This window comes from Pusillimonas caeni, from assembly GCF_003545815.1.
In the GTDB taxonomy this organism is placed as follows: Bacteria; Pseudomonadota; Gammaproteobacteria; order Burkholderiales; family Burkholderiaceae_B; genus Pusillimonas; species Pusillimonas caeni.
The window spans coordinates 132,436-156,323 of record NZ_PDUW01000005.1 but is presented as its reverse complement, the minus strand read 5'-3'; the positions used below and the strand labels follow the sequence as shown (position 1 = coordinate 156,323).

Annotated in this window: 22 protein-coding genes; 12 read left to right on the top strand and 10 right to left on the bottom strand. The window is 63.8% G+C overall.

Annotation, left to right across the window (positions count from 1 at the left end):
* Both CSC67_RS12640 and CSC67_RS12635 read left to right on the top strand, forming a co-directional pair.
* Entirely contained in the window at window positions 1-939 is a 939-nt protein-coding gene (locus CSC67_RS12640) for a carbohydrate kinase family protein (protein WP_118994885.1), read from the top strand.
* A gap of 31 nt (window positions 940-970) precedes the next feature.
* Window positions 971-1,471 (top strand): outer membrane lipoprotein, encoded by a 501-nt coding sequence (locus tag CSC67_RS12635; RefSeq protein ID WP_118994884.1) that lies wholly within the window; start codon window positions 971-973, stop codon window positions 1,469-1,471.
* A gap of 168 nt (window positions 1,472-1,639) precedes the next feature.
* On the opposite strand, the gene CSC67_RS12630 is transcribed toward CSC67_RS12635, so the two are convergent.
* The 5 genes from CSC67_RS12630 to CSC67_RS12610 form a co-directional block, all read right to left on the bottom strand.
* Entirely contained in the window at window positions 1,640-2,203 is a 564-nt protein-coding gene (locus tag CSC67_RS12630) for a YggT family protein (RefSeq protein WP_118994883.1), read from the bottom strand.
* Between the two features lie 118 nt (window positions 2,204-2,321).
* Window positions 2,322-2,909, bottom strand: a complete 588-nt coding sequence (locus CSC67_RS12625) for a histone H1-like DNA-binding protein (protein WP_118994882.1) — start codon at window positions 2,907-2,909, stop codon at window positions 2,322-2,324.
* 156 nt (window positions 2,910-3,065) lie between these two features.
* On the bottom strand, window positions 3,066-4,238 hold the full coding sequence (locus CSC67_RS12620; RefSeq protein ID WP_118994881.1) for a ribonucleotide-diphosphate reductase subunit beta: 1,173 nt from the start codon (window positions 4,236-4,238) through the stop codon (window positions 3,066-3,068).
* 19 nt (window positions 4,239-4,257) lie between these two features.
* Complete coding sequence (locus CSC67_RS12615) at window positions 4,258-7,173, bottom strand: ribonucleoside-diphosphate reductase subunit alpha (protein WP_118994880.1); 2,916 nt, start codon at window positions 7,171-7,173, stop codon at window positions 4,258-4,260.
* A gap of 367 nt (window positions 7,174-7,540) precedes the next feature.
* A complete protein-coding gene (locus tag CSC67_RS12610; RefSeq protein WP_118994879.1) occupies window positions 7,541-7,978 on the bottom strand; it encodes a CopD family copper resistance protein in 438 nt (145 codons plus the stop codon).
* Window positions 7,979-8,143: 165 nt separating this feature from the next.
* On the opposite strand from CSC67_RS12610, the gene CSC67_RS12605 reads away from it, so the two are divergent.
* The gene (locus CSC67_RS12605; protein WP_135227467.1) at window positions 8,144-8,662 is read left to right on the top strand and encodes a hypothetical protein; all 519 of its coding nucleotides are present in this window, start codon (window positions 8,144-8,146) and stop codon (window positions 8,660-8,662) included.
* 25 nt (window positions 8,663-8,687) lie between these two features.
* Here the strand turns inward: CSC67_RS12605 and gltX are convergent, their stop codons facing one another.
* Window positions 8,688-10,103 (bottom strand): glutamate--tRNA ligase, encoded by a 1,416-nt coding sequence (gene gltX / locus CSC67_RS12600; protein ID WP_118994877.1) that lies wholly within the window; start codon window positions 10,101-10,103, stop codon window positions 8,688-8,690.
* A 120-nt stretch (window positions 10,104-10,223) separates the two neighbouring features.
* Here gltX and CSC67_RS12595 point away from each other — a divergent pair, with 120 nt between their 5' ends.
* The gene (locus CSC67_RS12595; protein WP_118994876.1) at window positions 10,224-12,707 is read left to right on the top strand and encodes a bifunctional acetate--CoA ligase family protein/GNAT family N-acetyltransferase; all 2,484 of its coding nucleotides are present in this window, start codon (window positions 10,224-10,226) and stop codon (window positions 12,705-12,707) included.
* A gap of 10 nt (window positions 12,708-12,717) precedes the next feature.
* Here the strand turns inward: CSC67_RS12595 and CSC67_RS12590 are convergent, their stop codons facing one another.
* Both CSC67_RS12590 and yjgA read right to left on the bottom strand, forming a co-directional pair.
* A complete protein-coding gene (locus CSC67_RS12590; RefSeq protein WP_118994875.1) occupies window positions 12,718-13,392 on the bottom strand; it encodes an alpha/beta hydrolase in 675 nt (224 codons plus the stop codon).
* Window positions 13,389-13,940, bottom strand: a complete 552-nt coding sequence (gene yjgA, locus CSC67_RS12585; RefSeq protein WP_118994874.1) for a ribosome biogenesis factor YjgA — start codon at window positions 13,938-13,940, stop codon at window positions 13,389-13,391. Before yjgA ends, CSC67_RS12590 begins: the two co-directional genes overlap by 4 nt.
* Before the next feature lie 60 nt (window positions 13,941-14,000).
* Here yjgA and pmbA point away from each other — a divergent pair, with 60 nt between their 5' ends.
* The 6 genes from pmbA to erpA all read left to right on the top strand — a co-directional run bounded on the left by pmbA (window position 14,001) and on the right by erpA (window position 19,016).
* Window positions 14,001-15,368 carry a metalloprotease PmbA gene (pmbA, locus tag CSC67_RS12580; RefSeq protein WP_118994873.1) on the top strand — a complete coding sequence of 456 codons (1,368 nt, stop codon included), beginning with the start codon at window positions 14,001-14,003 and terminating at the stop codon, window positions 15,366-15,368.
* A 292-nt stretch (window positions 15,369-15,660) separates the two neighbouring features.
* Window positions 15,661-16,089, top strand: a complete 429-nt coding sequence (gene rplM / locus CSC67_RS12575) for a 50S ribosomal protein L13 (RefSeq protein WP_017525743.1) — start codon at window positions 15,661-15,663, stop codon at window positions 16,087-16,089.
* 9 nt (window positions 16,090-16,098) lie between these two features.
* Window positions 16,099-16,491, top strand: coding sequence for a 30S ribosomal protein S9 (gene rpsI / locus CSC67_RS12570; protein WP_017525744.1), 393 nt, complete (start codon window positions 16,099-16,101; stop codon window positions 16,489-16,491).
* A 222-nt stretch (window positions 16,492-16,713) separates the two neighbouring features.
* Window positions 16,714-17,772 (top strand): N-acetyl-gamma-glutamyl-phosphate reductase, encoded by a 1,059-nt coding sequence (gene argC / locus CSC67_RS12565; RefSeq protein ID WP_118995054.1) that lies wholly within the window; start codon window positions 16,714-16,716, stop codon window positions 17,770-17,772.
* A 43-nt stretch (window positions 17,773-17,815) separates the two neighbouring features.
* Complete coding sequence (locus CSC67_RS12560; RefSeq protein WP_118994872.1) at window positions 17,816-18,586, top strand: DUF6776 family protein; 771 nt, start codon at window positions 17,816-17,818, stop codon at window positions 18,584-18,586.
* Window positions 18,587-18,647: 61 nt separating this feature from the next.
* Window positions 18,648-19,016 carry an iron-sulfur cluster insertion protein ErpA gene (gene erpA, locus CSC67_RS12555; RefSeq protein ID WP_017525747.1) on the top strand — a complete coding sequence of 123 codons (369 nt, stop codon included), beginning with the start codon at window positions 18,648-18,650 and terminating at the stop codon, window positions 19,014-19,016.
* A 36-nt stretch (window positions 19,017-19,052) separates the two neighbouring features.
* Here the strand turns inward: erpA and CSC67_RS12550 are convergent, their stop codons facing one another.
* Window positions 19,053-20,171 (bottom strand): anhydro-N-acetylmuramic acid kinase, encoded by a 1,119-nt coding sequence (locus CSC67_RS12550; RefSeq protein WP_118994871.1) that lies wholly within the window; start codon window positions 20,169-20,171, stop codon window positions 19,053-19,055.
* A gap of 25 nt (window positions 20,172-20,196) precedes the next feature.
* The gene (locus CSC67_RS12545) at window positions 20,197-21,558 is read right to left on the bottom strand and encodes a M23 family metallopeptidase (protein WP_245220221.1); all 1,362 of its coding nucleotides are present in this window, start codon (window positions 21,556-21,558) and stop codon (window positions 20,197-20,199) included.
* 287 nt (window positions 21,559-21,845) lie between these two features.
* Between CSC67_RS12545 and tyrS the strand changes: the two genes are divergently transcribed.
* Window positions 21,846-23,075, top strand: coding sequence for a tyrosine--tRNA ligase (tyrS, locus tag CSC67_RS12540; protein WP_118994869.1), 1,230 nt, complete (start codon window positions 21,846-21,848; stop codon window positions 23,073-23,075).
* Between the two features lie 15 nt (window positions 23,076-23,090).
* Entirely contained in the window at window positions 23,091-23,729 is a 639-nt protein-coding gene (locus tag CSC67_RS12535; protein ID WP_118994868.1) for a YbhB/YbcL family Raf kinase inhibitor-like protein, read from the top strand.
* The last annotated feature ends 159 nt before the right edge of the window (window positions 23,730-23,888 follow it).

The window sequence follows — 23,888 nt, the reverse complement described above, 5'->3', positions numbered from 1 at the left end:
ATGTCCAATAAGATTCTGGTTTGCGGTTCAGTGGCTTTCGATACCATCACGGTGTTCGAAGGGCATTTCAAAGACCACATCCTGCCCAACAGCATTCAATCGCTCAGCGTGTCCTTCTTCGTGCCTTCAATGCGCAAGGAGTACGGCGGCTGCGCGGGCAACATCGCCTACAACCTCAAACTGCTGGGCGCCGATGCGGTCCCGGTGGGCACGGTGGGCGTGGATGCGGGCGACTATCTCGAGTACATGCAGCGCCTGGGCATCGACACTTCCTTGGTCAAGGTGCTGCCGGATACCTTCACGCCGCAGTGCTTCATCACAACCGACCTGGACAGCAACCAGATCGCTTCCTTCCATCCGGGGGCCATGTCCCGCTCGTCCGAGAACGACCTGAGCGGCACCCAGGCGGCATGGGCCATCGTCGCGCCCGACTCGAAAGAAGGCATGTTCGCCAACGCGCAGCGCCTCAAGGCGCAGAACACGCCCTTCATATTCGACCTGGGGCAGGCCATGCCGCTGTTCAGCGGCGACGACCTGCTGCAGATGCTGGAGATGGCGCAGATGCTTACGGCCAACGATTACGAAGCCAGCGTCATCGAGCAGCGCACCGGGCGCAGCATGCTCGAAATTTCCAAGTCGCTGCAGGCGGCCGTTGTGACGCGCGGCGGCGAAGGAGCCATTCTGTATGCCGACGGCGCCGCCACCCACATCGATCCGGTCCGCGTGGACGAGGTGGTCGACCCCACGGGTTGCGGCGACGCCCACCGCGCCGGACTGCTCTACGGGCTGGTCAACGATTGGCCGCTGGCTGATGCGTGTCGCTTGGCGAATGTGATGGGTGCCATTAAAATCTCTTCAAAGGGTCCCCAGAATCATCAACCATCTCGCGCCGAGATCGGTGCATTGCTCAAACAACACTATGGCATCGACCTGTCGTGATCCGGCGGTCGTGCACCGAAAGGAGTCTTCCATGAATTCAACATCTGTAATGCGATCCGGTACGGCTTATCGGCGCCTGCTGGCGGTAACGGTCGTTGCCGCCTCTTTGGCCGTGGTGGCGGGTTGCGCAAACCGCTCGGCGTCCAGCTCGGTCTACACCTATGGGCAAGCGCAACAAGAGCAGATCGTGCGTACCGGCACCGTGGTGTCGGTGCGCTCCATCACCATCCAGGACGACCGCTCCAGCGGGGCCGGCGTGCTGGCCGGCGGCGCCTTGGGCGGCGTAGCGGGCAATGCGGTGGGCGGCGGTTCGGGCCGGGCGCTGGCCACGGTCGGCGGCGCCATCCTGGGCGGCCTGCTGGGCAATACGGTCGAAAACCAGGTGGGTAAGAAGCAGGGCCTTGAAATCACCGTTCAGCTCGACAACGGCGAGACCCGCGTCGTCGCCCAAGAGGCCGACGTGGCGCTGTCATCGGGCCAGCGCGTGCGCCTCATCAGCGGCGGCGGTCCGACGCGCGTCGTGCCCATGTAAATCGGCGCGCGGCGAGGGGCTGCCTCGGCCCCTCAATGTCGCGGCCTGGCCTGCACCGGCCAAACAAAACACCCCATGCACGTTTCCATGCTGGGGTGTTTTTTTGGGTCTTGGCGCGGCAGCCAGTTTCAAGACTGCGCGTGGTCGCCTTCGGATACCGCGGCCGCCCTATACCGCCAATGCGGCGAAGGCGAAACGCTGGACGATCATCATGGCGACCTGAGCCAGAATCAGCAGGACGAGCGGCGACAGGTCGAGGCCGCCCAGATTGGGCATGATGCGGCGTATGGGGTCCAGCAGCGGGGCGGTGAGCGTATGCAGCACCGGCATGATGGGGGCCATGGGATTGACCCACGACAAAATGGCCTGGATCAGCGTCAGCCACACGACGAGATTCAAGGCCCATTTCAGTACGGTCAGCAAGCTGGCGATCAATGCGGGAAGCCATGCCTGTGCGAGCGGAAGCTGCCCGGTCAGCACGATCCACGTGGCCAGCAGGTACACGAGCGCGGTGAGCCAGCAGGCCAGCAGGCTGGGCAGATCGACCTTGCCGCGAGGAGGCACCAGCTTGCGTATCGGCTGCACGAGCCAGTCGGTCAGGCGGATGACCGCTTGCGAATAGGGATTGAAAGGGTGCAGCCGTATTGCATAGGCCCAGGCGCGTACGATCAATGCGATGCCGAACAGCAAGAAGACGATGTCGAAGACGAATCCGAGTATGCCGCTGATCATGGGTTCAGACTTGGATGGTTGCAAAGCGCCATTGTCGCATGACTGAATTTCCCTTGGAAAAAAAACTGCCCGGGCTTGCCGGGCAGTTTGATGCTTGCTTCTACTGTAAGGCCATGGATTAAGGACGGCCGCCGGTGGGGAAGGGCCACGACGCGGCGGGGTTTACCGTTTTGGTCGCGGGAGTTGCCGCTGCGGTGTCCTTGTTTGCCTTGGCGCTGGCCTTGGCATTGGTTTTCTTGGCGGGAGCTGCCTTTTTGGCCGCGGCCTTTTTAGCGGGCGCCTTCTTGGCAGGCGCTTTCTTGGCGGTTGCCTTCTTGGCTACGGCTTTCTTGGCCGGAGCTTTCTTGGCGACAGCCTTCTTTGCCACGGCCTTTTTGGCGGGCGCTTTCTTGGCTACGGTTTTCTTGGCTGCTGCCTTTTTAGCGGGCGCTTTTTTGGCGGCTGCTTTCTTGGCTACGGTTTTCTTTGCCGCGACCTTCTTTGCTGCGACTTTCTTGGTTGCGACTTTTTTGCTTGCCGTCTTCTTGGCTGCGACCTTCTTGGTGGCTACTTTTTTGGCTGCCGCTTTTTTGGCGGGCGCCTTCTTGGCGACGGACTTCTTGGCGGGTGCTGCTTTCTTGGCGACTACTTTCTTGGCCGGTGCTGCTTTCTTTGCTGTTGCTTTCTTGGCAGCCGCTTTCTTCGCGGCCTTCTTGGCTGTTGCCATGGTCAGGCTCCTTGAGAATGAATCGTAGAGTACGTTCACCCATTTGATATGGCCCCCACGAAAGGGTGCGACCCATCTCAAATGGCGCAAGCGCACAAGATGCATAAGCATCTTGCACGCCTAGAGTCTAACGTAAGGAGTTGATGTCTCCAAGCATTATTCCCAGCTAAGTGCGCCTCCGGTTTGATATTCGATGACACGTGTCTCAAAAAAGTTGCGTTCTTTTTTAAGATCGATCATCTCGGCCATCCATGGGAAGGGATTTTCTTCTTGTGCAAACAAAGGTTCGAGGCCGATTTGCTGGCAGCGGCGATTGGCGATGAAGCGCAAATACGATTTGAACATCGACGCGTTCAGACCCAGCACGCCGCGCGGCATGGTGTCCTCAGCGTAAGCATATTCAAGGTCTACGGCCTTTTTGAAGAGTTCTTGGATTTCTTCGCGGAAGGCGGGAGTCCAGAGATGCGGGTTCTCGAGCTTGATCGTGTTGATGAGATCGATGCCGAAATTGCAGTGCATGGATTCGTCGCGCAGGATGTACATGTACTGCTCGGCGGCGCCCGTCATTTTGTTCTGGCGGCCCAACGCAAGTATTTGCGTAAAACCAACATAAAAGAACAAACCTTCCATCAGGCATGCAAAAACGATGAGCGATTTGAGCAGCTTCTGGTCGGCTTCGGGTGTGCCGGTCTTGAAGTTGGGGTCGGCGATGGCGTCGATGAAGGGGATCAGGAATTCATCCTTGGCCCTGATCGACGGGACCTCGTGATAAGCGTTGAAGATCTCCGACTCGTCGAGGTCGAGGCTTTCGACGATGTACTGGTAGGCATGGGTGTGGATGGCCTCTTCGAACGCTTGGCGCAACAGGAACTGGCGGCACTCGGGAGCGGTGATGTGCCGGTAGGTGCCCAGGACGATGTTGTTGGCCGCCAGCGAGTCGGCCGTCACGAAGAAGCCCAGGTTGCGCTTGACGATGCGCCGTTCGTCTTCGGTGAGCCCGGTGGGGTTCTTCCAGAGGGCGATGTCGCGCGACATGTTGATTTCTTGCGGCATCCAGTGGTTGGCGCAGGTGGCGAGGTATTTTTCCCAAGCCCATTTGTACTTGAACGGCACGAGCTGGTTGACGTCGGTCTCGCCGTTGATGATGCGCTTGTCGGCGGCGCGCACGCGCTGGCCGGCGCCGCCGGCGGCTTGCGCCGTGGCGGCCTGGGGCGCGGCGGGAGCCGGCATGGCGGTGTCGTCGAACACGCGCGAAGGCTGCGGGGTGGCGGTGGCCGGCCGCGCCGCGGGCGCCGCCGGAGTTTGAGGGGTGTCGTCCCAATTCAACATAGTGTGTGACCTCTTGCTGTTACTGGCAGGCTTCGCATTCTTCGAAGCCTTCGTCGCCGGGGCGCATGGTGCATACCGCACCGACGACCTCGGCTTCGGGCAGCGCGGCAGCGGGAGCCGCGGCGGCTGCGCTGGGCGAGCTGCCCGTCGAAACGGCATTGAGTTCGCCGCCGCGCCCGGTGGATTTCTCGGCATTGGTGGCGCCGCTGGAGCGCAGGTAGTAGGTGGTCTTCAGGCCGCGCAGCCAGGCCAGCTTGTACGTGTCGTCCAGCTTCTTGCCCGACACGCCCGCCATGAAGATATTGAGCGACTGGGCCTGGTCGATCCATTTCTGGCGGCGCGCCGCGCACTCGACCACCCACTGGGGATCGACTTCGAACGCCGTGGCGTAGAGCTCGCGCAGGTCGGCCGGGATGCGGTCGATGCGCGCCAGGCTGCCGTCGAAGTACTTGAGGTCGGCGACCATGACTTCGTCCCACAGGCCGCGCTCTTTGAGGTCGCGCACCAGATAGTCGTTGACCACCGTGAACTCGCCCGACAGGTTGGACTTGACGTACAGGTTACGGTAGGTGGGCTCGATGCACGGCGAGACGCCGATGATGTTCGAGATGGTGGCCGTCGGAGCGATGGCGATGCAGTTCGAGTTGCGCATGCCGTGCTGCTGGATGTGGCCGCGCAGGGTGTCCCAATCGAGCGAGCTGCTGTCGTCGATCTCGACGTAGCCGCCGCGCTGCTCGCGCAGCATGGCCAGGGTGTCCTGGGGCAGGATGCCGCGATCCCACAGCGAGCCCTTGAACGAGGCGTAGGAGCCGCGCTCGATGGCCAGCTTGCTGGAGGCCCAGTAGGCGTAGTAGCACACGGCTTCCATCGAACGGTCGGAGAATTCGATCGCCGCGTCAGAAGCGAAGGGAACGCGCATCATGTGCAGGCAGTCCTGGAAGCCCATGACGCCCATGCCGACGGGGCGATGGCGCACGTTGGAGTTGCGCGCCTTGGAAACGGCGTAGTAGTTGATGTCGATGACGTTGTCCAGCATGCGCATGGCGGTGTCGATGGTGCGCTGGAGCTTGTCGTGATCGAGCACGTACCGGCCGTCGGCATCCTGCTTGAGATGGGCGGCCAGGTTGACCGAACCCAGGTTGCACACGGCGATTTCGGACTCGTTGGTGTTGAGCGTGATCTCGGTGCACAGGTTGGAGCTGTGGACGACGCCCACGTGCTGCTGCGGCGAGCGGATGTTGCAAGGATCCTTGAAGGTGAGCCAGGGATGGCCGGTCTCGAACAGCATGGATAGCATCTTGCGCCACAGCGATATGGCCGGGATGGTCTTGAACAGGGGCAGCTCGCCGCTGACCGTCTTGGCTTCGTACGCCGTGTAGGCCTTTTCGAATTCGATGCCGTACTTGTCGTGCAGGTCGGGCACGTCGGAGGGCGAGAACAGGGTCCAGTCGCCGTTCTCCATGACGCGCTTCATGAACAGGTCGGGGATCCAGTTGGCCGTGTTCATGTCGTGCGTGCGGCGGCGTTCGTCGCCGGTGTTCTTGCGCAGCTCGAGGAACTCTTCGATGTCCAGGTGCCAGGTTTCGAGATAGGCGCAGACCGCGCCCTTGCGCTTGCCGCCCTGGTTGACCGCCACGGCGGTATCGTTGACCACCTTGAGGAAGGGAACCACGCCCTGGCTTTCGCCGTTGGTGCCCTTGATGTGGCTGCGCAGCGCGCGCACGGGAGTCCAGTCGTTGCCCAGGCCGCCGGCGTATTTGGCCAGCAGCGCGTTCTCTTTGATGGCGTCGTAGATGCCTTCGAGGTCGTCGGACACGGTGGTGAGATAGCACGACGACAGCTGCGAGTGCAGGGTGCCCGAGTTGAACAGCGTGGGGGTGGAGCTCATGAAGTCGAACGAGGACAGGATCTCGTAGAACTCGATGGCGCGGGCTTCGCGGTCGATTTCGTTGAGCGCCAGGCCCATAGCGACGCGCATGAAGAACACCTGGGGCAGTTCGATGCGGCGGCCGCGTACGTGCAGGAAGTAGCGGTCGTACAGCGTCTGCAGGCCGAGGTAGTTGAACTGCAGGTCGCGCTGAGCCTTTAGGGCGCGGCCCAGGCGCGGCAGGTCGAACTGGCTGAGCTTGTTGTCGAGCAGGCCGTTTTCGATGCCTTTCTTGATGAAGCGGGGGAAGTATTCGGCGTAGCCTTCGTCCATGGCGGACTGGGCGACTTCCCGGCCGAGCACTTCTTTGCGGATGGTGTGCAGCAGCAGGCCGGCCGTGACCTGGCTGTAGGCGGGGTCGGTCTCGACCATGGCGCGCGCCGACAGAATGGCCGATTTGTAGACTTCGTCGACGGGGATGCCGTCGTAGAGGTTCTTGACGGTTTCCTTCAGGATGCCGTCGACGTCGATCTCGATGGGCAGCCCTTGGCTGGCTTCGACGACGGTGGTGCGCAGCTTGGCCAGATCGAGCGGCCGCATCGTGCCGTTGTCGTTGACGTTGAGCGTGCTTTTTTCGACGGGAGCCTCTTGCTGGCCGGCGCGGGCGCGCTCTTGCGAGCGCTTTTCACGGTACAGCACATAGGCGCGCGCGACGTCATGCTCGCCCGAGCGCATGAGCGCCAGTTCGACCTGGTCCTGGATTTCTTCGATGTGGAAAGTGCCGCCGCTGGGCCGATTGCGCACCAGCGCATTGACCGCTTGCGAGGTGAGCTGGTCGACGAGTTCGCGCACCCGCGCCGATGCCGCGCCCTGGCCGCCGTTGACCGCCAGGAAGGCTTTGGTCATGGCGATAGCGATCTTGCTGGGTTCGAAGCCGACCACGGCGCCGTTGCGGCGGATGATGTTGAAATTGTGCCATTGGCCTCCGGCCGACACCTGCTCTTTCGGCGCGGGTGTGGACGGAGGAAGGCTTTCTGGCCGGGACTCAGCGATGGTGGGCGTTTGCATGAAGGCTCCTGGGATAGTCAATGGCCCGCCGGCGGGCGGCGGTGCGTGCGTTCTGGGTGGAATCTAGGGGGTTACCGGCGGCTGTGGGAGAAGGGCCGCTCTTGTGGGGCCAACCACAATATATAGTGGTTGGGTTTGTTTCAGGCACTAATTGTAGTGAGTGTGCAGGACCTAGGCAAGCGCATTTGGGGCTTGATTTTTTCTACGAATATGCATGGCGGGGCGGCGCGAGAGGGCCGATTTCCCGCCGAGGCGCGCCAGTCTTTGCCTTGCGGTCTTCTTGCGTTGCAGCATGGGAAGATAAAAAATTTTTTGTGTCTCTTCGTATTCGACGGCTTCGGTCCGCGGTGCGGGACAAGCGGAGGGCTCAGCCGAGATAGAACATGGCCTTGGCCAGAAATACGATGAGCACCACATGCGTAAATACGCTCAGATGGATCAGGCGGGACTGCCGGGATTTGAGCCGCCCCTGCGCGCCCAGTCTCACGGCGTAGATGAAGTGGCCGAGCACACTGAGCGCCAACAGTATTTTCAGGCTCAGCAGCGTGCCCAGGGTGCTGTCGAAAGGCCGGGCCAGCACGGCGTGGTAGCGCCAGGCCATGCCCAGGCCGGCGCCGTACAGCACGAGTATGGCAAACGGCATGAGCCGGCGGGCGCGCTGCCCGATGGCCGATTCGACCGCCCGCATGGCCTCGCGCGGCACGTGCCGGCGTATGCCCTCGAGCATCAGCACCTCGAAGAAGACCGTGCCCACGAAGAGAATGGCGGCAAACAGATGCAACACGAGCAGGGTGAAGTAGTCCACGGCGCGATTCCCTTTTTATAGAATGGTGTCTTGGATGCCATTGTAGGACCGGGCCCGCGCGTTGCTGGCCGTAGCCGCATCGGGCTTGTGGTTATGCCCGACGACACGCCTCGATGGCCGAGGGCATGGCCGCAATGATGCGGCGGACATCACGCAGGAGATCACATGAGTGACGCAGAGGGGAAGCAGGCAGGAAAAGCCGGCTTGCGGACATGGACCGCCTTGACGGCGGCCGCGGTGCTGGCAGCGGGTTGCGCCGTCAAGCCTGGCCCGCAGCCGGCTCCGGGCCAGGCGGCGCAGGACCAGACGAGCTGCCGCCAGGCCGCTCCGGGCGACGCCTGGGTGGGCAATTGGCTGGGCGTCAACAAGCGCAAGGGCATTGCCGGAGAACTGCACGTACTCATGACTTTGAAGCAGGACGGCAGCATGGCCTACGCCGAGCAGCTCAAGCGCGCCGGCAAATCGCCCCAGGCCTTGAACGAAACCGGCTGCTGGCAGCGCGACGGAGAAACCCTGGTCATGCGCACCACGCATTCGAATGCGGTGGCGGTAGAGCAGGGCGACCCCATCTACACCAACGAGTACGAGGTGCAGATGCGCGCCGGGCAACTGGTGCTGAACGGCCCCGAAGGCCCCTTGAGCCTCAAGCGCATGCCCGACGATTATCGTATGCCGATGTTCTAGGGTCTGTCCTTTAGCGTCACAGGCCCTAGCCGTGTATGGCCGCCAGGCGCTGCAGGACCGTATCGCGGCCCAGCAGGGCCAGCACCGCGTCGATGGCCGGCGTCTGCTTGCGGCCCGTGGTCGCCAGGCGCAGCGGAATGCCCAGCTTGGGCATCTTGATGCCGTGGCGGGCCAGGGTTTCCTGGATCAGCCCGGCCAGGCTGGCGGCGTCCCAGGCGGGCAGTGCGCGGGCGTGCTCGGCGAAGTCGCGCAGAATTTCCCTGGTCTCGGGCGTAAGGTGCTGGGCCGCCAGTTCGGCGTCGATCTGGACCGGCGGCGCGCAGAACAGCATGGCGCCTTCCGCCAGCTGATTCAAGGTTTCGGCGCGGTCCTTGAGCAGGGCCATGACGGCCGGCAGGTCGGCGCCTTGCGGATCGCCGCCCAGCTCGGCGACGCGGGGCGCCACGCGGGCGGCCAGGTCTTCGTCCTTGCTGTGCTTAATATAGTGGGCATTGACCCAGTTGAGTTTTTTCGGGTCCCACTGGGCCGCCGATTTGCTGAGGTTGCGCGTGTCGAACCATTCGATCAGCTGTTCGCGGCTGAAGAGCTCGTCGTCGCCATGGCTCCAGCCCAGGCGGGCCAGGTAGTTGATCATGGCTTCGGGCAGATAGCCTTGCTTGTCGTACTCCATGACGCTGACGGCGCCATGGCGCTTGGAGAGCTTTTCGCCATCGGGGCCCAGAATCATGGGCAGGTGGCCGTAACGCGGGGGCTCGGCGCCCAGGGCGCGCAGGATATTGATCTGGCGCGGCGTATTGTTGATGTGATCGTCCCCGCGCAGCACGTGGGTGATCCGCATGTCCCAGTCGTCGACGACGACGCAGAAGTTGTAGGTGGGCGTGCCGTCGGCGCGGGCGATGACCAGGTCGTCGAGCTCGGCATTGTCGAAGCTGATCGGCCCCTTGACGACGTCGTCCCAGCTCGTGCTGCCCTCCAGCGGGCTGCGAAAACGCACCACCGGCTTGCGATCGGCCGGCACGGGCGGCAGGGTCTTGCCGGCTTCGGGCCGCCAGGTGCCGTCATAGCGGGGCTTCAGGCCCGCGGCGCGGGCCTTCTCGCGCATGGCCTCGACTTCTGCGGGCGTGCTGTAGCACAGGTAGGCCGATCCCTCGCGCAGCATCTGGGCGATGACTTCGCGGTAGCGGTCCATGCGCTGCATCTGATAGAAGGGCCCTTCGTCGGGCTGCATGCCAAGCCATTGCATGCCGTCCAGGATGGCCTGCACCGCCTCGGGGGTGGAGCGCTCGAGATCGGTGTCTTCGATGCGCAGCACGAAAACGCCCTGGTGATGGCGCGCATAGGCCCAGGAGAACAAGGCGGTTCGCGCACCTCCGAGGTGCAGATAGCCGGTGGGCGAGGGGGCGAAGCGGGTGCGTACGACGGGGGGTATGGACGATGACATAGATTGTGCTTTAGGCTTTCGTGTTGAATGCGCTGCGGTTGGCCGGCATGGGCGCCGCCGGACCGCATGGCTTGGCGTATTTTAGAGTACTGAAGATTCATTGCCGAAAAACGGGGCCTTATGTTGCGACACCATCTTGCCGCGCTATTCGAGCCGCGCTCCCTGCTCGTGCTCAGCTATCGGCCCTTGCCGGTGGCCCGGAGCCTGCCGCCCGCGCTGGCCAAGGCGGCCACTTTCGTGGAGCTGCCGGCCGAAGGCGCCGCGACCGGTTCGGACTGCTCCGTGCCACGGGAGCTGGCCGGCGTCGAGCCGGGCGGACGGGTCGACCTGGCCCTGTTGTGCGTGCCTTCCCGGCAGCTTCCCCAGGCCCTTGAGGCCATTGGCCCGCACCGGCCCCGCGCGCTGATTCTGCTGTCCACCGAAACGGCTCCCGACAATGCCTTGGAGGACATGGTCTATTGCCGCAGCTGGGCCCGGCTGAATGATTGCGCTCTGCTGGGCCCGCGCTCCTTCGGCGTGCAGAATCCGGCCAGCGGACTCAATTTCAGCCATATTGCACAGTTGGCCCAGCCCGGCAAGGTCGCGCTGGTGACACAGTCGCGCTCGCTGGTGGCCGCGGTGCTCGACTGGGCCACCGACGTTCGGCTGGGCTTCTCCACCGTCGTCTCGCTGGGCGACGAGGCCGGCCTGGAGGTCGCCCAGGTGCTCGACTACCTGGCCAACGACCGCGGCACCGAAAGCATCGCGCTGTATCTCGAGGATACGTTCACGGCGCGAAGCCTGGCGAGCGCCCTGCGCTCGGCGGCCAGCGTCAAACCCGTCGTGGTGCTCAAGGCGGGCCAGCTCGGCCGGGCGTCCGAGGCCGGCGAGGCGGTCTTCAACGCCATGCTGCGCCGGGCGGGCGCCGTGCGCGTGCCTTATTTCGTGCAGCTGTTCTCGGCCATCAAGGTGCTGCGCTATACCTATTGGCCGCGCGGCCGCCGCATCGCCGTCTTTTCCAATGGCGATGGCGCGGCCCAATTGGCCATGACGGTCATCGGCCCCAGCTTTCCCGTGCTGCGCGCCGAGTTGACCAAGCCCACGATCAAGGCGCTGCAGGATGTGCTCGAACCGGGCGCGCAGGTGGACAACCCCGTTGCCACGTCTGTGCCGCTCACGCCCGACACCGTGCGATCGGTGGTCGAGATACTGGCCGCCGATGCCGCGGTGGACGGTGTGCTGGTGCTGCTGGCGCCCGATCCGCTGGCCGACATGACGCGGGTCGCGCACCAGCTTGCGCTCAGCGCGCCGGCGGCGCGCAAGCCCGTCATCACCTGCTTCATGGGCGAGGAAACCGTTCGACCGCTACGCCACCTGCTCGACGAAGTCGGCACGCCCGCGTTCCGCACGCCCGAGTCGGCCGCCAATGCGTTCGGTGTATTGGCTTCGTATCACTACAACCAACTGCTGTCGCAGCAGACCCTGCCGCCCGAGCCCTTGCGCCGCCAACCCCTGCTGGAGCAGGCGCGCGCGCTGGTTGCACGGGTGCGCGCCGAGCGCCGCAGCGAACTGACGCCGGCGGAATGCTGGGAGTTGTTCGATTGCTTCCATCTTCCCCTGCATCGGTCGCAAGGTGGCGCCGGCGTCGACACCTGGACCGCCGAGGAGCCCTTGATGGCCATCCGCGCCCGCCGCGATCCGCGTTTCGGGCCCTATATCAAGTTCGGAACCGGAGGCACGGGGGCCTTGTCGACCAACGACAGGGCGGTCGAGCTGCCGCCGCTCAACAGTTTCCTGGCGCGCCAGCTCATCGAGCGCAGCCTGGTCTGGAACCGTGTCCTGTCGCGCGACATGACGCCCGCGGCCTTCGATACTCTGCGCGAAACCCTCGAGCGCATTTCAGACTTGGTCAGCGAACTGCCCGAGATCGACAGCCTGATCCTCGACCCGCTGGTCGCCGGCGCCGGCCACGTGACGGCTCATGGCGCGCAAGTGAGCCTGTCCTCGTCGACAGTGCTGGTGCTGCCCGAATCGTCCGGCTATCGCCACATGACCATCCATCCCTATCCGCGGCGGCTGGTGCAGCACAAGCGCTTCGATGACGGGCGCGCCTGGACGATGCGGCCCATCCGGCCGGAAGACGCCGAGCCGCTGCAGGCATTCATACGCGGCCTGTCGACCGAGGCGCGCTACATGCGTTTCGTGTCGATGCTGCGCGAACTGACGCCGCGCATGCTGGCGCGCTACACGCGCATCGATTACGACCGCGAACTGGCCCTGGTGGCGGCGGTGCAGGTGCCCAATCCCGAACACAGGGGGCATCCCCGCGAGCAGATCATCGGTTTTGCGCACTACTTGCGCCATCCCGACGGGCGCGGCGCCGAGTACGCCCTGGTCGTGGGCGACGAATGGCAGCGCCGCCGCCTGGGCACGGTGCTGATGCAGGGCCTCATCGAAGCGGCCCAGATACAGGGGTTTTCTTATATAGACGGCTATGTGCTGTCGTCCAACCGCGCCATGCTGCGGCTCATGCAGAGCCTGGGATTCCGCAACGACAGCATCCCGGACGATCCGGGCACCCGGCGCGTGTGGCTGAATCTGGGCCCGCGGACAGCCGACGCATAGGGCGGAAGACTCAGCCGTTCATGACTTGCTTCAGGAAGGCCGCGATGTCGTTGATTTCTTCCAGGCAGACCGAGTGCGGCATGGGATAGGTCTTCCAGTCGACCTGGTAGCCCATTTCCTGCAGCAGCCGGCAAGACATCTGCGCGCGCTGCAGAGGCACGACGGGGTCCTGGGTGCCGTGAGCCATGAAGATGGGCGTGTCCCGGTTGGCGGGGCTGAATTCGGCCCGCAGCGATTCGGCCAGCGGCAGGTAGCCCGACAGGGCGACGAGCCCCGCCAGCTTTTCGGGCAGGCGCAGGCCTGTTTGCAGTGTCATGGCGCAGCCCTGCGAGAAGCCCGCCAGCACGATGTTGCCCGTGGGAATGCCGCGCTCGTTCTCGCGTTGGATCAGGGCCCGCACCGCTTTCTGCGATTGCAGAATGCCTTGGGCGTCTTCGCGCTGGGCCAAGTCGGCGTTGCGGATGTCGTACCACGCCCGCATGGCCATGCCGCCATTGATGGTCACCGGCTGAACCGGCGCATGCGGAAACACAAAGCGGACGGCCGGCGCCCGGCCCAGCCGCAATTCGGGGACGATAGGCGCGAAGTCGTGGCCGTCGGCGCCCAGGCCGTGCAGCCAGATGACGGCGTGGGTGGGCTGGGGGGCGGTCTCTATTTCAAGAGCGTCGAGCAGTTCGGGTTTCATTGTGTGCTTGGTTCGTCGCCGAGTGATTTCAAGGCCTGGAACAGGGCGCGGTAGTGCTTGCGCTGGGGATCCTGGCCGGGTTGAAGGACCGCATTGCGCTGGGCTTCTTTGCGGCCTTCGCGGATCAGGGTGCGCAGTTGCTGGGCATCGGCCGCGGGGTGCTCGCGCAGCAGTTCAGTCAAAGCGTCGTCGTCGCGCAGCAGCTCGTCGCGCAGGGACTCGATGCGATGCAGGGCGGCCGTTTCGGCGCGCGAGCCGTTTTGCCAGATCGCAAGCTGGACGCGGATGGCTTCGGCGTCGGCCTGGCGCATGAGCTTGCCGACGTAATGCACCTGGCGCCGCAGGCCTTCGCGGCTGGTGGTGCGCTGAGCCAGGCGTATGGCTTCGTACAGCGCTTCGGACAGCGGAAGCTGCTTCAGCTTGTCGGCGGGCAGGTCGACAAGCTGCCTGCCCAGGTCGAGCAGCGCATGCATGTCGCGCTTGACCTGCGACTTGCTGGGACGATCCGGAAAGGTATCGTCGTCGTGCGGGGTGGATTCTGATGCCATGAGGACAAAAATATTCGTGATTAGCGATATGATAACTGGGTAACATTTTCATGAGCAGCAATGAGCGACCAACCTTCCCCCCATCTACCCATCGAACACAATCAGCAGGTCTTTCGCGAGCTGGTGCAAAAAGCGCTTGACTACGCCAAAAGCCTGGGTGCGTCGGACGCCGCCGCCGAACTGTCCGAAAGCCGCGGCCTTTCTGTTTCGGTGCGCAACCAGGACATAGAAACCGTCGAGCAGACACGCGACCGTTCGCTGGACGTGACCGTGTTCGCCGGACAGCAGCGCGGGTCGGCGTCCACCTCCGACTTTTCCGACCAGGCCCTGCGCGAGACCGTGGACGCGGCCTGGCATATCGCCCGCTATACCGCCGCCGACCCGGCCGCGGGACTGCCCGAGGCCGAATATCTGGCGTCCGACTTCATCGACCTGCAGCTGCATCATCCCTGGGACATCGACACCGAGGCCGCCGCGGCCATCGCCCTGCGGGCCGAGCGCGCGGCGCGCGATCTCAGTCCCCTGATAAGCAATACCGACGGAGCATCGGTGGGCACCTTCGAAGGCCACTTCGTGCTGGGCAACAGCCGCGGCTTCCTGGGAGGCTATCCCTACTCCCGGCATACGGTGTCGGTGGCGCCCATCGCCGGCCGGGGGGCCAATATGCAGCGCGATTACTGGTACAGCTCGCATCGCGATCCGCGCCGCCTGGCCGAGCCGCAGGAAGTCGGGCGCTATGCCGCGCAGCGCACCCTGTCCAGGCTGTCGGCGCGCCGTATCAAGACCGGCCGGTTTCCGGTGCTGTTCGAGGCTCCGCTGGCCGTTGGCCTGCTGGGCTCGCTGGTGCAGGCGGCCAGCGGCGGGGCGCTTTACCGCAAGGCCAGCTTCCTGCTCGACTCGCTGGGCAAGCAGGTCATGGCCGACCACCTCGCGGTGATCGAGAATCCCTATGTGCCCGAAGCCATGGGCAGTTCCTCGTTCGACGACGAAGGCGTGCGCACCCAGGCGCGCAACGTGGTGGCCTCGGGCGTGCTGCAAGGCTATTTTCTTTCGTCGTACACGGCGCGCAAGCTGGGCATGCAGACCACCGGCAACGCGGGCGGCTCCCACAACCTCAGGCTGGCGTCGCGGCTGACGCGATCCGGCGACGACCTCGAAGCCATGCTGAAGAAAATGGGCACGGGCTTTCTGGTCACCGAACTCATCGGCCAGGGGGTCAATTACGTCACCGGCGATTATTCGCGCGGCGCCTTCGGCTACTGGGTGCAAAACGGTGAAATCCAGCACGCGGTGCAAGAGGTCACCATAGCCGGCAACCTGGCCGACATGCTGCGCCAGATCGTGGCCGTCGGCTCGGACGCCATTACGCGCGGTTCCAAGACCACGGGTTCGATCCTGATCGAGCAGATGGCGATCGCCGGGCAATAAGGGCGCCCCATGCACCGTCCGGGCGGAGCGGTGCCGGTCCCCCTTGGCGTGCATGCAACATATCCTTGGAAAAACAAGAAGATATGTTAATATAGAGGGCTTACTTTGATCCTGGGGCCCATATTGATGGGTTTTTTAAGGGCCTGGCACGGGCGAATCACAACGCTTTGGCTGGGTTCAGGGTCGATTTACAAGGGCTTGCGTGTGTCGGCGCCAAAAACCGGCAACAAAAAGCGCACCGGATGGTCCGGCCGCTTTTGCATCCCGTTTTTTAAATTTATCAGGAACCATCATGAAGACCTTCGTGGCCAAGCCGCATGAAGTCAAGCGTGACTGGTACGTGATTGACGCCAAGGGCAAAGTCCTGGGTCGTGTGGCCAGCGAAGTCGCACGCCGTTTGCGCGGCAAGCACAAGCCAGAATTCACGCCTCACGTTGACACCGGCGATTACATCGTCATCATCAACGCAGCTGATATCGTCGTGACCGGTAACAAGGCACAAGACAAGCGTTACTACCGTCACTCGGGCTATCCCGGCGGTATCACCGAGACCAACTTCGAGAAAATGCAGCAGCGTTTTCCGGGTCGCGCCCTGCAAAAGGCGGTCAAGGGCATGCTGCCCAAGGGCCCGCTGGGTTACGCCATGGCCAAGAAACTCAAGGTTTACGCTGGCGCCGAGCATCCCCATGCCGCGCAGCAGCCCAAGCCTCTCGAAATCTAAGGATAGGTCATGATCGGTAATTGGAACTATGGCACCGGCCGCCGCAAAACTTCGGTGGCGCGAGTGTTCTTGAAGAAAGGTTCGGGCAAGATCGTCGTCAACGGCAAGCCCGTCGACGAGTACTTCGCTCGTGAAACCGGCCGTATGATCGTGCGTCAGCCGCTCGAACTCACCGGCCACCTCGAGTCGTTCGATTTTCATATCAACGTGCACGGCGGCGGCGAAAGCGGCCAGGCCGGCGCGGTGCGCCACGGCATCACCCGTGCGCTCATCGACTACGACGAAACGCTCAAGCCCTCGCTGAAGCAGGCAGGCCTGGTCACCCGCGATGCGCGCGAAGTCGAGCGCAAGAAAGTGGGTTTCCACAAGGCGCGTCGCCGCAAGCAGTTCAGCAAGCGCTAATCAAGGCGAGGCAAGGGCGGCCCGCCGCCTTTTGCATCGTGGCACAAAGGCTCCGGCTCGCGCCGGGGCCTTTGCCGTTTCGGGGCATGCGCATCGTGGCGGGCGCGGCGGCATATACTTGGAATCGTACGCATGGGGCGGGCGAACCTTCAGGGTCGCCCCAAGCGCATTTCCATCTTGCATAATCTGGTTTAATTGTTTTCGATTTTCTGGGGCGACATCATGGCGGCAGGCAGTCTGATCAAAGTGGGCATCGTGGGCGGCACGGGTTATACGGGGGTGGAGCTTCTGCGCCTGCTGGCCCAGCATCCGAACGTGCAGCTTCGCGCCATCACCTCGCGCAAAGAGGACGGCATGCCGGTCGCCGACATGTATCCCAGCCTACGCGGCAAGGTCGACCTGCGCTTCCAGACGCCCGAGACCGCCCAGCTCGATCAATGCGACGTGGTCTTTTTCGCCACGCCTCACGGGGTGGCCATGAGCCAGGCGCAAGCCCTGCTCGACAAAGGAGTGCGCATCATCGATCTGGCGGCCGACTTCCGCCTGCAGGACACGGAGGTCTTCCAGCAGTGGTACAAGATGCCGCATGCCTGCCCCCAGATCCTGGCCGACTCGGTCTACGGGCTGGTGGAGCTCAATCGCGAGCGCATCGCCGGCGCCAAGGTCATCGGCAATCCCGGCTGCTATCCCACTACCGTCATCCTGGGGCTGCTTCCCCTGCTCGAGGGCGAACGCGAACTGATCGATGTCGGCCACGTCATCGCCGACTCCAAGTCCGGAGTGTCCGGCGCGGGCCGTACCGCTTCGGTCGGCACCCTGTATTCCGAAGCCGGCGACAACTTCAAGGCCTATGGGGTGGCGGGGCATCGCCACCACCCCGAAATTTCCGAGCAGCTCGATAAAATCGCCGGCCGCCGGGTCGGGCTTACCTTCGTGCCGCACCTCGTGCCCATGATACGGGGCATGTTCTCGACCTTGTACGCGCGCATTCTGCCCGAGGCCATGGACACCGATTTCCAGGCCCTGTACGAGCAACGCTACGCCAACGAGGCCTTCGTCGACGTGATGCCGGCCGGCAGCCTGCCCGAGACGCGTTCGGTCAGGGCCGCCAATACCCTGCGCATTGCGGTGCATCGTCCGGACGGCGGCGACCAGCTGGTGGTGCTGGTGGTGCAGGACAATCTCGTCAAGGGGGCGTCCGGCCAAGCCGTGCAAAACATGAACCTGATGTTCGGCTTGCCCGAGGACGCCGGCCTTGGCGCCATTGCCGTACTGCCTTAAGGACAAGGCAGAACTTTAGCGCCCGGGCATGGTCTGTTGGTAAATGAATCAAGCACAAACCGGGCAAGACACCCCGCCGGGCCCTGCGGCAGGTCGCCGGCGCAGCGGCTGGATCTGGGTCTGGCTGCTGCTGGCGGCACTGGCCGGCGGCGGCGCAGGGTATTGGGCGGCCAGCACCGTCGGCGAAGAGACGGCCGCGATCAGATATCGCCAGCTCAAGTCGCAATTCGAACTGGTCACTGCCCAGAATCGCCACGATTACCAGGCATTGCAAACCCGGCTCGACGCTTTGCAGGGACAGATGCTGGTCGAGGAAAGCACCCGCAGAAGCCTCGAGGCGGCGCTGCAGTCCACCCAGGCCGAACTGGGCAGGGCGCGCGATCAATTGGCTTTTTTCGATCGTTTGCTGCCGCCCGGCCCCAACGGCTCGGTCAGCATACGGGCGCTTGATTTCGAGCATCGCGGCCCCACCTTGTTATACAAGGTGCTGTTGATGCGCAATGCGCCGGGCGCCGACGCATTCGCGGGCCAGATGCAGTTCGTCGCCAAGGGAAGGCTGAACGGCGAGGCCGCGACACTTACCCTTGAACCGGCCACGGCGCCGGCTGCCGAAGACGCGGCCACCGATGTCTCCGACGCCGGCAGCCCCGCTCTGGAGCAGACGCCGCTGGCTCTGGAGTTCGAGCAGTTCCAACGCAGCGAGGGCCTGCTCAGCCTGCCCGAGGGTTTCGAACCCTCTTCGGTCACCCTCAACGTGCTCGAAGGAAAAACCCTGCGCGTGTCGCGCACCGTCAATTTGCCACCCGGCGAATAGACCTTACAATATAGTCATAACAGACTGTTTTTTTGCAGCCCCATGGCTGCAGGAGTACTCAATGTCCACCCTTACCGAATCCGTCGACCTGCAAGCTCCCCCGCCGGCCCTCGTCTTTACCGACGCCGCCGCGGCCAAGGTCAAAGACCTGCTGCTCGAAGAAGGCAACCCCGACCTCAAGCTGCGCGTTTTCGTGCAGGGCGGCGGCTGCTCGGGCTTCCAGTACGGTTTCACCTTCGATGAAACCATCAACGAAGACGACACCACCATCGATAAAGAAGGCGTCCAGCTCTTGATCGACCCCATGAGCTTTCAATATCTGTTCGGCGCCGAAATCGACTACAAAGACGATCTCGAAGGCGCGCAGTTCGTCATCCGCAACCCCAACGCCACCTCCACCTGCGGCTGCGGTTCGTCCTTCACTGCTTGATCGATCCGCCGGCATGCCGCCGGCGGCACCCGCCGTTCAGGCGGGATAACGGGCGCCAAGCACCCTGGGTGCGCGGGCGCCCGTTACGCTTGGCAGGCCCGCGGCAATGCCTTTCACATGAGCGTAAGCCAGCCAGGCAAAGGCCAGCGCTTCCACGCTTTGCACCGGCACGCCCAGTTCGCTCGTGGGGCGTACGGGACGCCCCAGGCGCTCTTCCAACTCGTTCATCAGGCCGCCATTGAGCGCGCCGCCGCCGCACGCCAGCACTTCGCGCGTGGCCGGCGCATGCTGCGCCACCGCTTTCTGGATGCTGAGGGCCGTCAGGCTCTGCAGGGTGGCTTGCACGTCTTCTTTGGCCAACCCCGCGTTCTGGAAAGGCTCCAGCCTTTTTTCCAGCCATGTCCGGTTGAACAGGTCGCGGCCCGTCGACTTGGGCGGCGGCTGCGTGAACCACGGCTCGCTATCGTAAAGGGCCGCAAGCAGGCCTTCGTGGGTGCGGCCGGAGGCCGCCCAGCGGCCGTCGGCATCAAAGAGCGCCCCCGTGTGCTCGTGACACCAGAGATCGAGCAGCACATTGGCGGGTCCGGTATCGAAACCGCGCAAGGCCTGCCCCGGCTCGAGGACGGTGATGTTGGCGATGCCGCCCAGGTTCAATACGGCGCGGGGCTGGTCGCTTTGGAAAACGGCCTGATGGAAGGCGGGAACCAGGGGCGCGCCCTGGCCGCCGGCCGCGATGTCGCGCGAGCGAAAATCGGCCACCACATCGATGCCGGTGAGCTCGGCCAGCAGGGCCGGCGCATTGATCTGAATGGAAAAACCCGCCCCGGGATCATGCCTGACGGTCTGGCCATGGGCGCCGATGGCGCGGACATCCGCCGGCGTGATGCCGGCCTCGTCGATGAGCTGACGGCAGGCTTGCGCATAGAGCTGCGCCAGCTCGTTGCCGGCACGGGCGCCGCGGGCCAGTTCATCGCGGCCCGGCGAATTGAGGGCCAGGAATTCTTTGCGCAGGGCCGCGGGCATCGGCAGCGAGGCGTCGCCCAGGAGGCGAGGGGACCGGGTGGAAGGGAATTCGGCCAGCACCGCGTCCACGCCGTCGGTGCTGGTGCCCGACATGAGCCCGATGAACAGCGGCGCGGAGCCGGTGCTGGACATGGGGCCGCTCGCTTGTCGAACGGCCTTAGCCGCCGGACGCCAGGCCGGCCAATTGGATCTGGTCTTCTTGCAGGGCGGCCAGCATGTCGATCTGCTGCTTGTAGCCGGCCAGCATGGTTTCGAACGCCTTGCGGTCGGGGCCTTCGAGGGTGCGCGCGATGGGCAGGTCGACCGACAGCGGGTCGACGTGCTGGTTGCCGATGCGGAACTCGTAATGCAGATGCGGCCCCGTGGCCCAGCCGGTGGAGCCGACGTAGCCGATCAACTGGCCCTGTTCGACCTTGCTGCCTTTCTTGAGGCCTTTGGCGAAGCCGCGCTGGTGGGCATAAAGGGTGGAATACTTGCCGTGGTGCTGCAGGATGATGACGTTGCCGTAGCCGCGCTGGGCGCCGATGAAGGACACCGTGCCGTCGGCGGTGGCATGTATGGGCGTGCCGGCCGGGGCGGCGTAATCGACGCCCTTGTGGTTGCGGTAAGTACCGTGGATGGGGTGCTTGCGGCCGCCGAAGGTGGAGCTGACCCGGGTGAACTTCAGCGCCGAGCGCAGGAAGGCGCCGCGCATGCTGCGCCCGTCGAAGTCGTAGTAGCCGCCGCTGGCGTCGCTGGGCTTGAACCATACCGCGTCGTAGTTTTTGTCGCGGTTGATGAATTGCAGGGCCAGGATGCGCCCTGATCCGACATCGCTTCCCTGGGCATTGTGGGTCTCGTACACGACGCGGAAGCGGTCGCCTTTGCGCAGGTCGCGCATGAAGTCGATCTTGCTGCTCAGGATCTCGGCCATTTGCAGCGTGATGGAATCGGGAATGTCGGCCTTGTCGGTGGCGCCGAACAGAGACGACTCGATCTCGCCTTCGGCCACGCGTACGTGGGTATGGGCCTGCTCGGACTGCTCGGCCGCTTCGAAGCCGCCGCTTCCGTCGGGGCGCACTTCGAGCCACTGCGAGAGTGGCTTGCCGTCCTGGCTGGAGGCGGGCGTATGGTAGTAGCGCAGCCAGACGAGCTGGCCCGCCTCGTCGAGCGCCGCCTGGACGGTGCGGCCCGGATACAGCTTATAGATGGAGCGCGCGGACTTGTCGTGCGTCAGGAAAGCCAGCAGGCCGGATTCATCGACGTCGAGCCGCTGAAGCAGCGCGGACACCGTGTCGCCCGGCTTGATGCGGGTTTCGTCGATGAAGGGGGAGGAAAACTTGGCGGAGGCTTCGGGGAAGGGCGAGGGCAGGGCGAGGCTGCGACTGGTTTCGGTGACGGCGGGCAGGTCGATCTGGCTGGAGGGCTTGACCACGGCCAGTGCCGCTGCTGCCACGAAGAGCCCGAGTGCGATGGTGGCCAGGCCCCCGGTTACATAGTGATGACGGTTGGTGGGGCGGACAAGATTCTTGTCAGCCATGGAGGGAGTAGCGGGGATCCCTTTTCTGGACATAAAGCTGGAGCCTGGTCAGTCGTATTCGATAAATGGATTCGTCCGAAAAGTGCACGCACGCCAGAGCGATGGGCGGCCCGATCGGGTTAGCCAGACCCAAACACTCTGATAAGATGGTGTTGCGCCAAGCACTAAGAAAATGCCCCTTTGTTGCGCCGAAGCTGCGAAGGGGCGATCGCATTAACGCGTTATGCTAGCGCATTCGCTTCATTTTATCGAGTGTTTTTCGATTTTTATTTCATCTTAATTTTTCTATGTCGTCCTCGCCCCTGCCCATCACGCCCGAAGTCGAAGCTGATTTACGTATCGTCAAGCGCGGGTGCGACGAACTGCTGGTCGAATCGGAGTTCGCCCAGAAACTGGCGCGCAGCCATCAGACCGGCCAGCCCCTGCGCATCAAGCTGGGGCTCGATCCCACCGCGCCCGACATCCACCTCGGCCATACGGTGGTGCTCAACAAGATGCGGCAGCTGCAAGACCTCGGCCACAATGTGGTGTTCCTGATCGGCGACTTCACCTCCATGATCGGCGACCCCAGCGGCCGCAACGCCACGCGCCCGCCGCTTACCGCCGAGCAGATCCAGGAAAACGCCAAGACCTATTACGCTCAGGCGAGCCTGGTGCTCGATCCGTCCCGAACCGAAATCCGCTACAACTCCGAGTGGTGCGACCCGCTGGGCGCGCGGGGCATGATCCAGCTGGCTTCGCGCTACACGGTGGCGCGCATGATGGAGCGCGAGGACTTCACCCGCCGCTTCAAGGGCGGCATACCGATCTCGGTGCACGAGTTCCTGTACCCGCTCATGCAGGGCTATGATTCGGTCGCCTTGCGCTCCGATCTCGAGCTGGGCGGAACCGACCAGAAGTTCAACCTGCTGGTGGGCCGCGAACTGCAGAAAGAATACGGCCAGGAGCCCCAGTGCGTCCTGACCATGCCCCTGCTCGAGGGCACCGACGGCGTCGACAAGATGTCCAAGTCCAAGGGCAATTACATCGGCATCACCGAAAGCCCCGATTCGATGTTCGGCAAGCTGATGTCCATCTCCGATACGCTGATGTGGCGCTACTTCGAGCTGCTGTCCTTCCGCTCCATGGACGAGATCGCCCAGCTCGAGACACGGGTGGCCGAAGGGGCCAATCCGCGCGACATGAAAGTGCTGCTGGCCCAGGAAATCGTCGCCCGCTTCCATTCCATCAAGGCCGCGCACGACGCGCTGGCCCAGTTCGAGGCGCGGTTCCGCGACGGGGCCGTCCCCGACGACATGCCCGAGGTGCAGATCGGCGCGGCGCCGCTGGGCATCCTGAAGGTGCTGCGCGAGGCCGGCCTGGCCGCCTCGGGCGCCGAAGCCCAGCGCAACGTCGAGCAGGGGGGCGTGCGGGTGGACGGCACGCGCATCGAGGACAAGTCTTTGCAATTGCCGGCCGGCACCTATGTGATACAAGTGGGCAAGCGCAAGTTCGCCCGCGTGACACTCAACGGTTAGTCAAGGAGTACTCTCATGAAGCTCACCAGCACATCATTCGTCGATCAGTTGTTCATGTCCGAGCGCAATGCTTTCGGCAAGGCGGACGGGCCGGCTCACGTTGCGCTGGCGGGCAATGCCAATCCGCATCTGGCCTGGTCCGAGGCGCCCAAGGGCACGCAGTCGTTCGCCGTCATCTGCCACGATCCCGACGTTCCCAGCAAGCCCGACGACGTCAACCAGGAAGACCGCGAGATACCCGCCGACCTGCCGCGGGTCGATTTCTTCCATTGGGTGCTCATCGACATCGCGCCCGGCGTGGCCGAGATCGCCGAAGGCGCCTATTCGAACGGCATCACTCCGCGCGGCAAGGGCGGCCCGGTGGCCCCCAACGACACCCGCCAGGGCCTGAACGATTTCACGGGCTGGTTCGCAGGCGACCGCGACATGCAGGGCGACTATTTCGGCTACGACGGCCCGTGCCCGCCCTGGAACGACTCCATCGTCCATCGCTACATATTCACGCTTTATGCGCTGGACATCGCCGAGCTTCCGGTCGAAGGAGCGTTTACCGGCGCCGATGTGCTCAAGGCCATGCAGGGCCACATTCTTGCCCAGTGCAGCATGACCGGGCTGTATACGCTCAATCCGCGTCTGCTGCCCAGCGCCGACTAAATAAAAAAGCGTCAGGCACGACAAGCCAGCATGAGCGTCGCTCATGCTGGCTTGAGTCTATTTGGCGCAGGCAGCCGCCAAACCCGAAAAGAACCGCTTTCAGGCAGCCTATGACGCTTTTCGCCGGGGAACGTCGCGCATTCGCGCTAAAATGGCGTT

Excerpts from the sequence above, each read along its gene's own strand:
- CSC67_RS12640 (WP_118994885.1), top strand. The coding sequence starts at position 1 with ATGTCCAATAAGATTCTGGTTTGCGGTTCAGTGGCTTTCGATACCATC.
- CSC67_RS12635 (WP_118994884.1), top strand. The coding sequence starts at position 971 with ATGAATTCAACATCTGTAATGCGATCCGGTACGGCTTATCGGCGCCTG.
- CSC67_RS12630 (WP_118994883.1), bottom strand. The coding sequence starts at position 2,203 with ATGATCAGCGGCATACTCGGATTCGTCTTCGACATCGTCTTCTTGCTG.
- CSC67_RS12625 (WP_118994882.1), bottom strand. The coding sequence starts at position 2,909 with ATGGCAACAGCCAAGAAGGCCGCGAAGAAAGCGGCTGCCAAGAAAGCA.
- CSC67_RS12620 (WP_118994881.1), bottom strand. The coding sequence starts at position 4,238 with ATGTTGAATTGGGACGACACCCCTCAAACTCCGGCGGCGCCCGCGGCG.
- CSC67_RS12615 (WP_118994880.1), bottom strand. The coding sequence starts at position 7,173 with ATGCAAACGCCCACCATCGCTGAGTCCCGGCCAGAAAGCCTTCCTCCG.
- CSC67_RS12605 (WP_135227467.1), top strand. The coding sequence starts at position 8,144 with ATGAGTGACGCAGAGGGGAAGCAGGCAGGAAAAGCCGGCTTGCGGACA.
- gltX (WP_118994877.1), bottom strand. The coding sequence starts at position 10,103 with ATGTCATCGTCCATACCCCCCGTCGTACGCACCCGCTTCGCCCCCTCG.
- CSC67_RS12595 (WP_118994876.1), top strand. The coding sequence starts at position 10,224 with ATGTTGCGACACCATCTTGCCGCGCTATTCGAGCCGCGCTCCCTGCTC.
- CSC67_RS12590 (WP_118994875.1), bottom strand. The coding sequence starts at position 13,392 with ATGAAACCCGAACTGCTCGACGCTCTTGAAATAGAGACCGCCCCCCAG.
- yjgA (WP_118994874.1), bottom strand. The coding sequence starts at position 13,940 with ATGGCATCAGAATCCACCCCGCACGACGACGATACCTTTCCGGATCGT.
- pmbA (WP_118994873.1), top strand. The coding sequence starts at position 14,001 with ATGAGCGACCAACCTTCCCCCCATCTACCCATCGAACACAATCAGCAG.
- rplM (WP_017525743.1), top strand. The coding sequence starts at position 15,661 with ATGAAGACCTTCGTGGCCAAGCCGCATGAAGTCAAGCGTGACTGGTAC.
- rpsI (WP_017525744.1), top strand. The coding sequence starts at position 16,099 with ATGATCGGTAATTGGAACTATGGCACCGGCCGCCGCAAAACTTCGGTG.
- argC (WP_118995054.1), top strand. The coding sequence starts at position 16,714 with ATGGCGGCAGGCAGTCTGATCAAAGTGGGCATCGTGGGCGGCACGGGT.
- CSC67_RS12560 (WP_118994872.1), top strand. The coding sequence starts at position 17,816 with ATGAATCAAGCACAAACCGGGCAAGACACCCCGCCGGGCCCTGCGGCA.
- erpA (WP_017525747.1), top strand. The coding sequence starts at position 18,648 with ATGTCCACCCTTACCGAATCCGTCGACCTGCAAGCTCCCCCGCCGGCC.
- CSC67_RS12550 (WP_118994871.1), bottom strand. The coding sequence starts at position 20,171 with ATGTCCAGCACCGGCTCCGCGCCGCTGTTCATCGGGCTCATGTCGGGC.
- CSC67_RS12545 (WP_245220221.1), bottom strand. The coding sequence starts at position 21,558 with ATGGCTGACAAGAATCTTGTCCGCCCCACCAACCGTCATCACTATGTA.
- tyrS (WP_118994869.1), top strand. The coding sequence starts at position 21,846 with ATGTCGTCCTCGCCCCTGCCCATCACGCCCGAAGTCGAAGCTGATTTA.
- CSC67_RS12535 (WP_118994868.1), top strand. The coding sequence starts at position 23,091 with ATGAAGCTCACCAGCACATCATTCGTCGATCAGTTGTTCATGTCCGAG.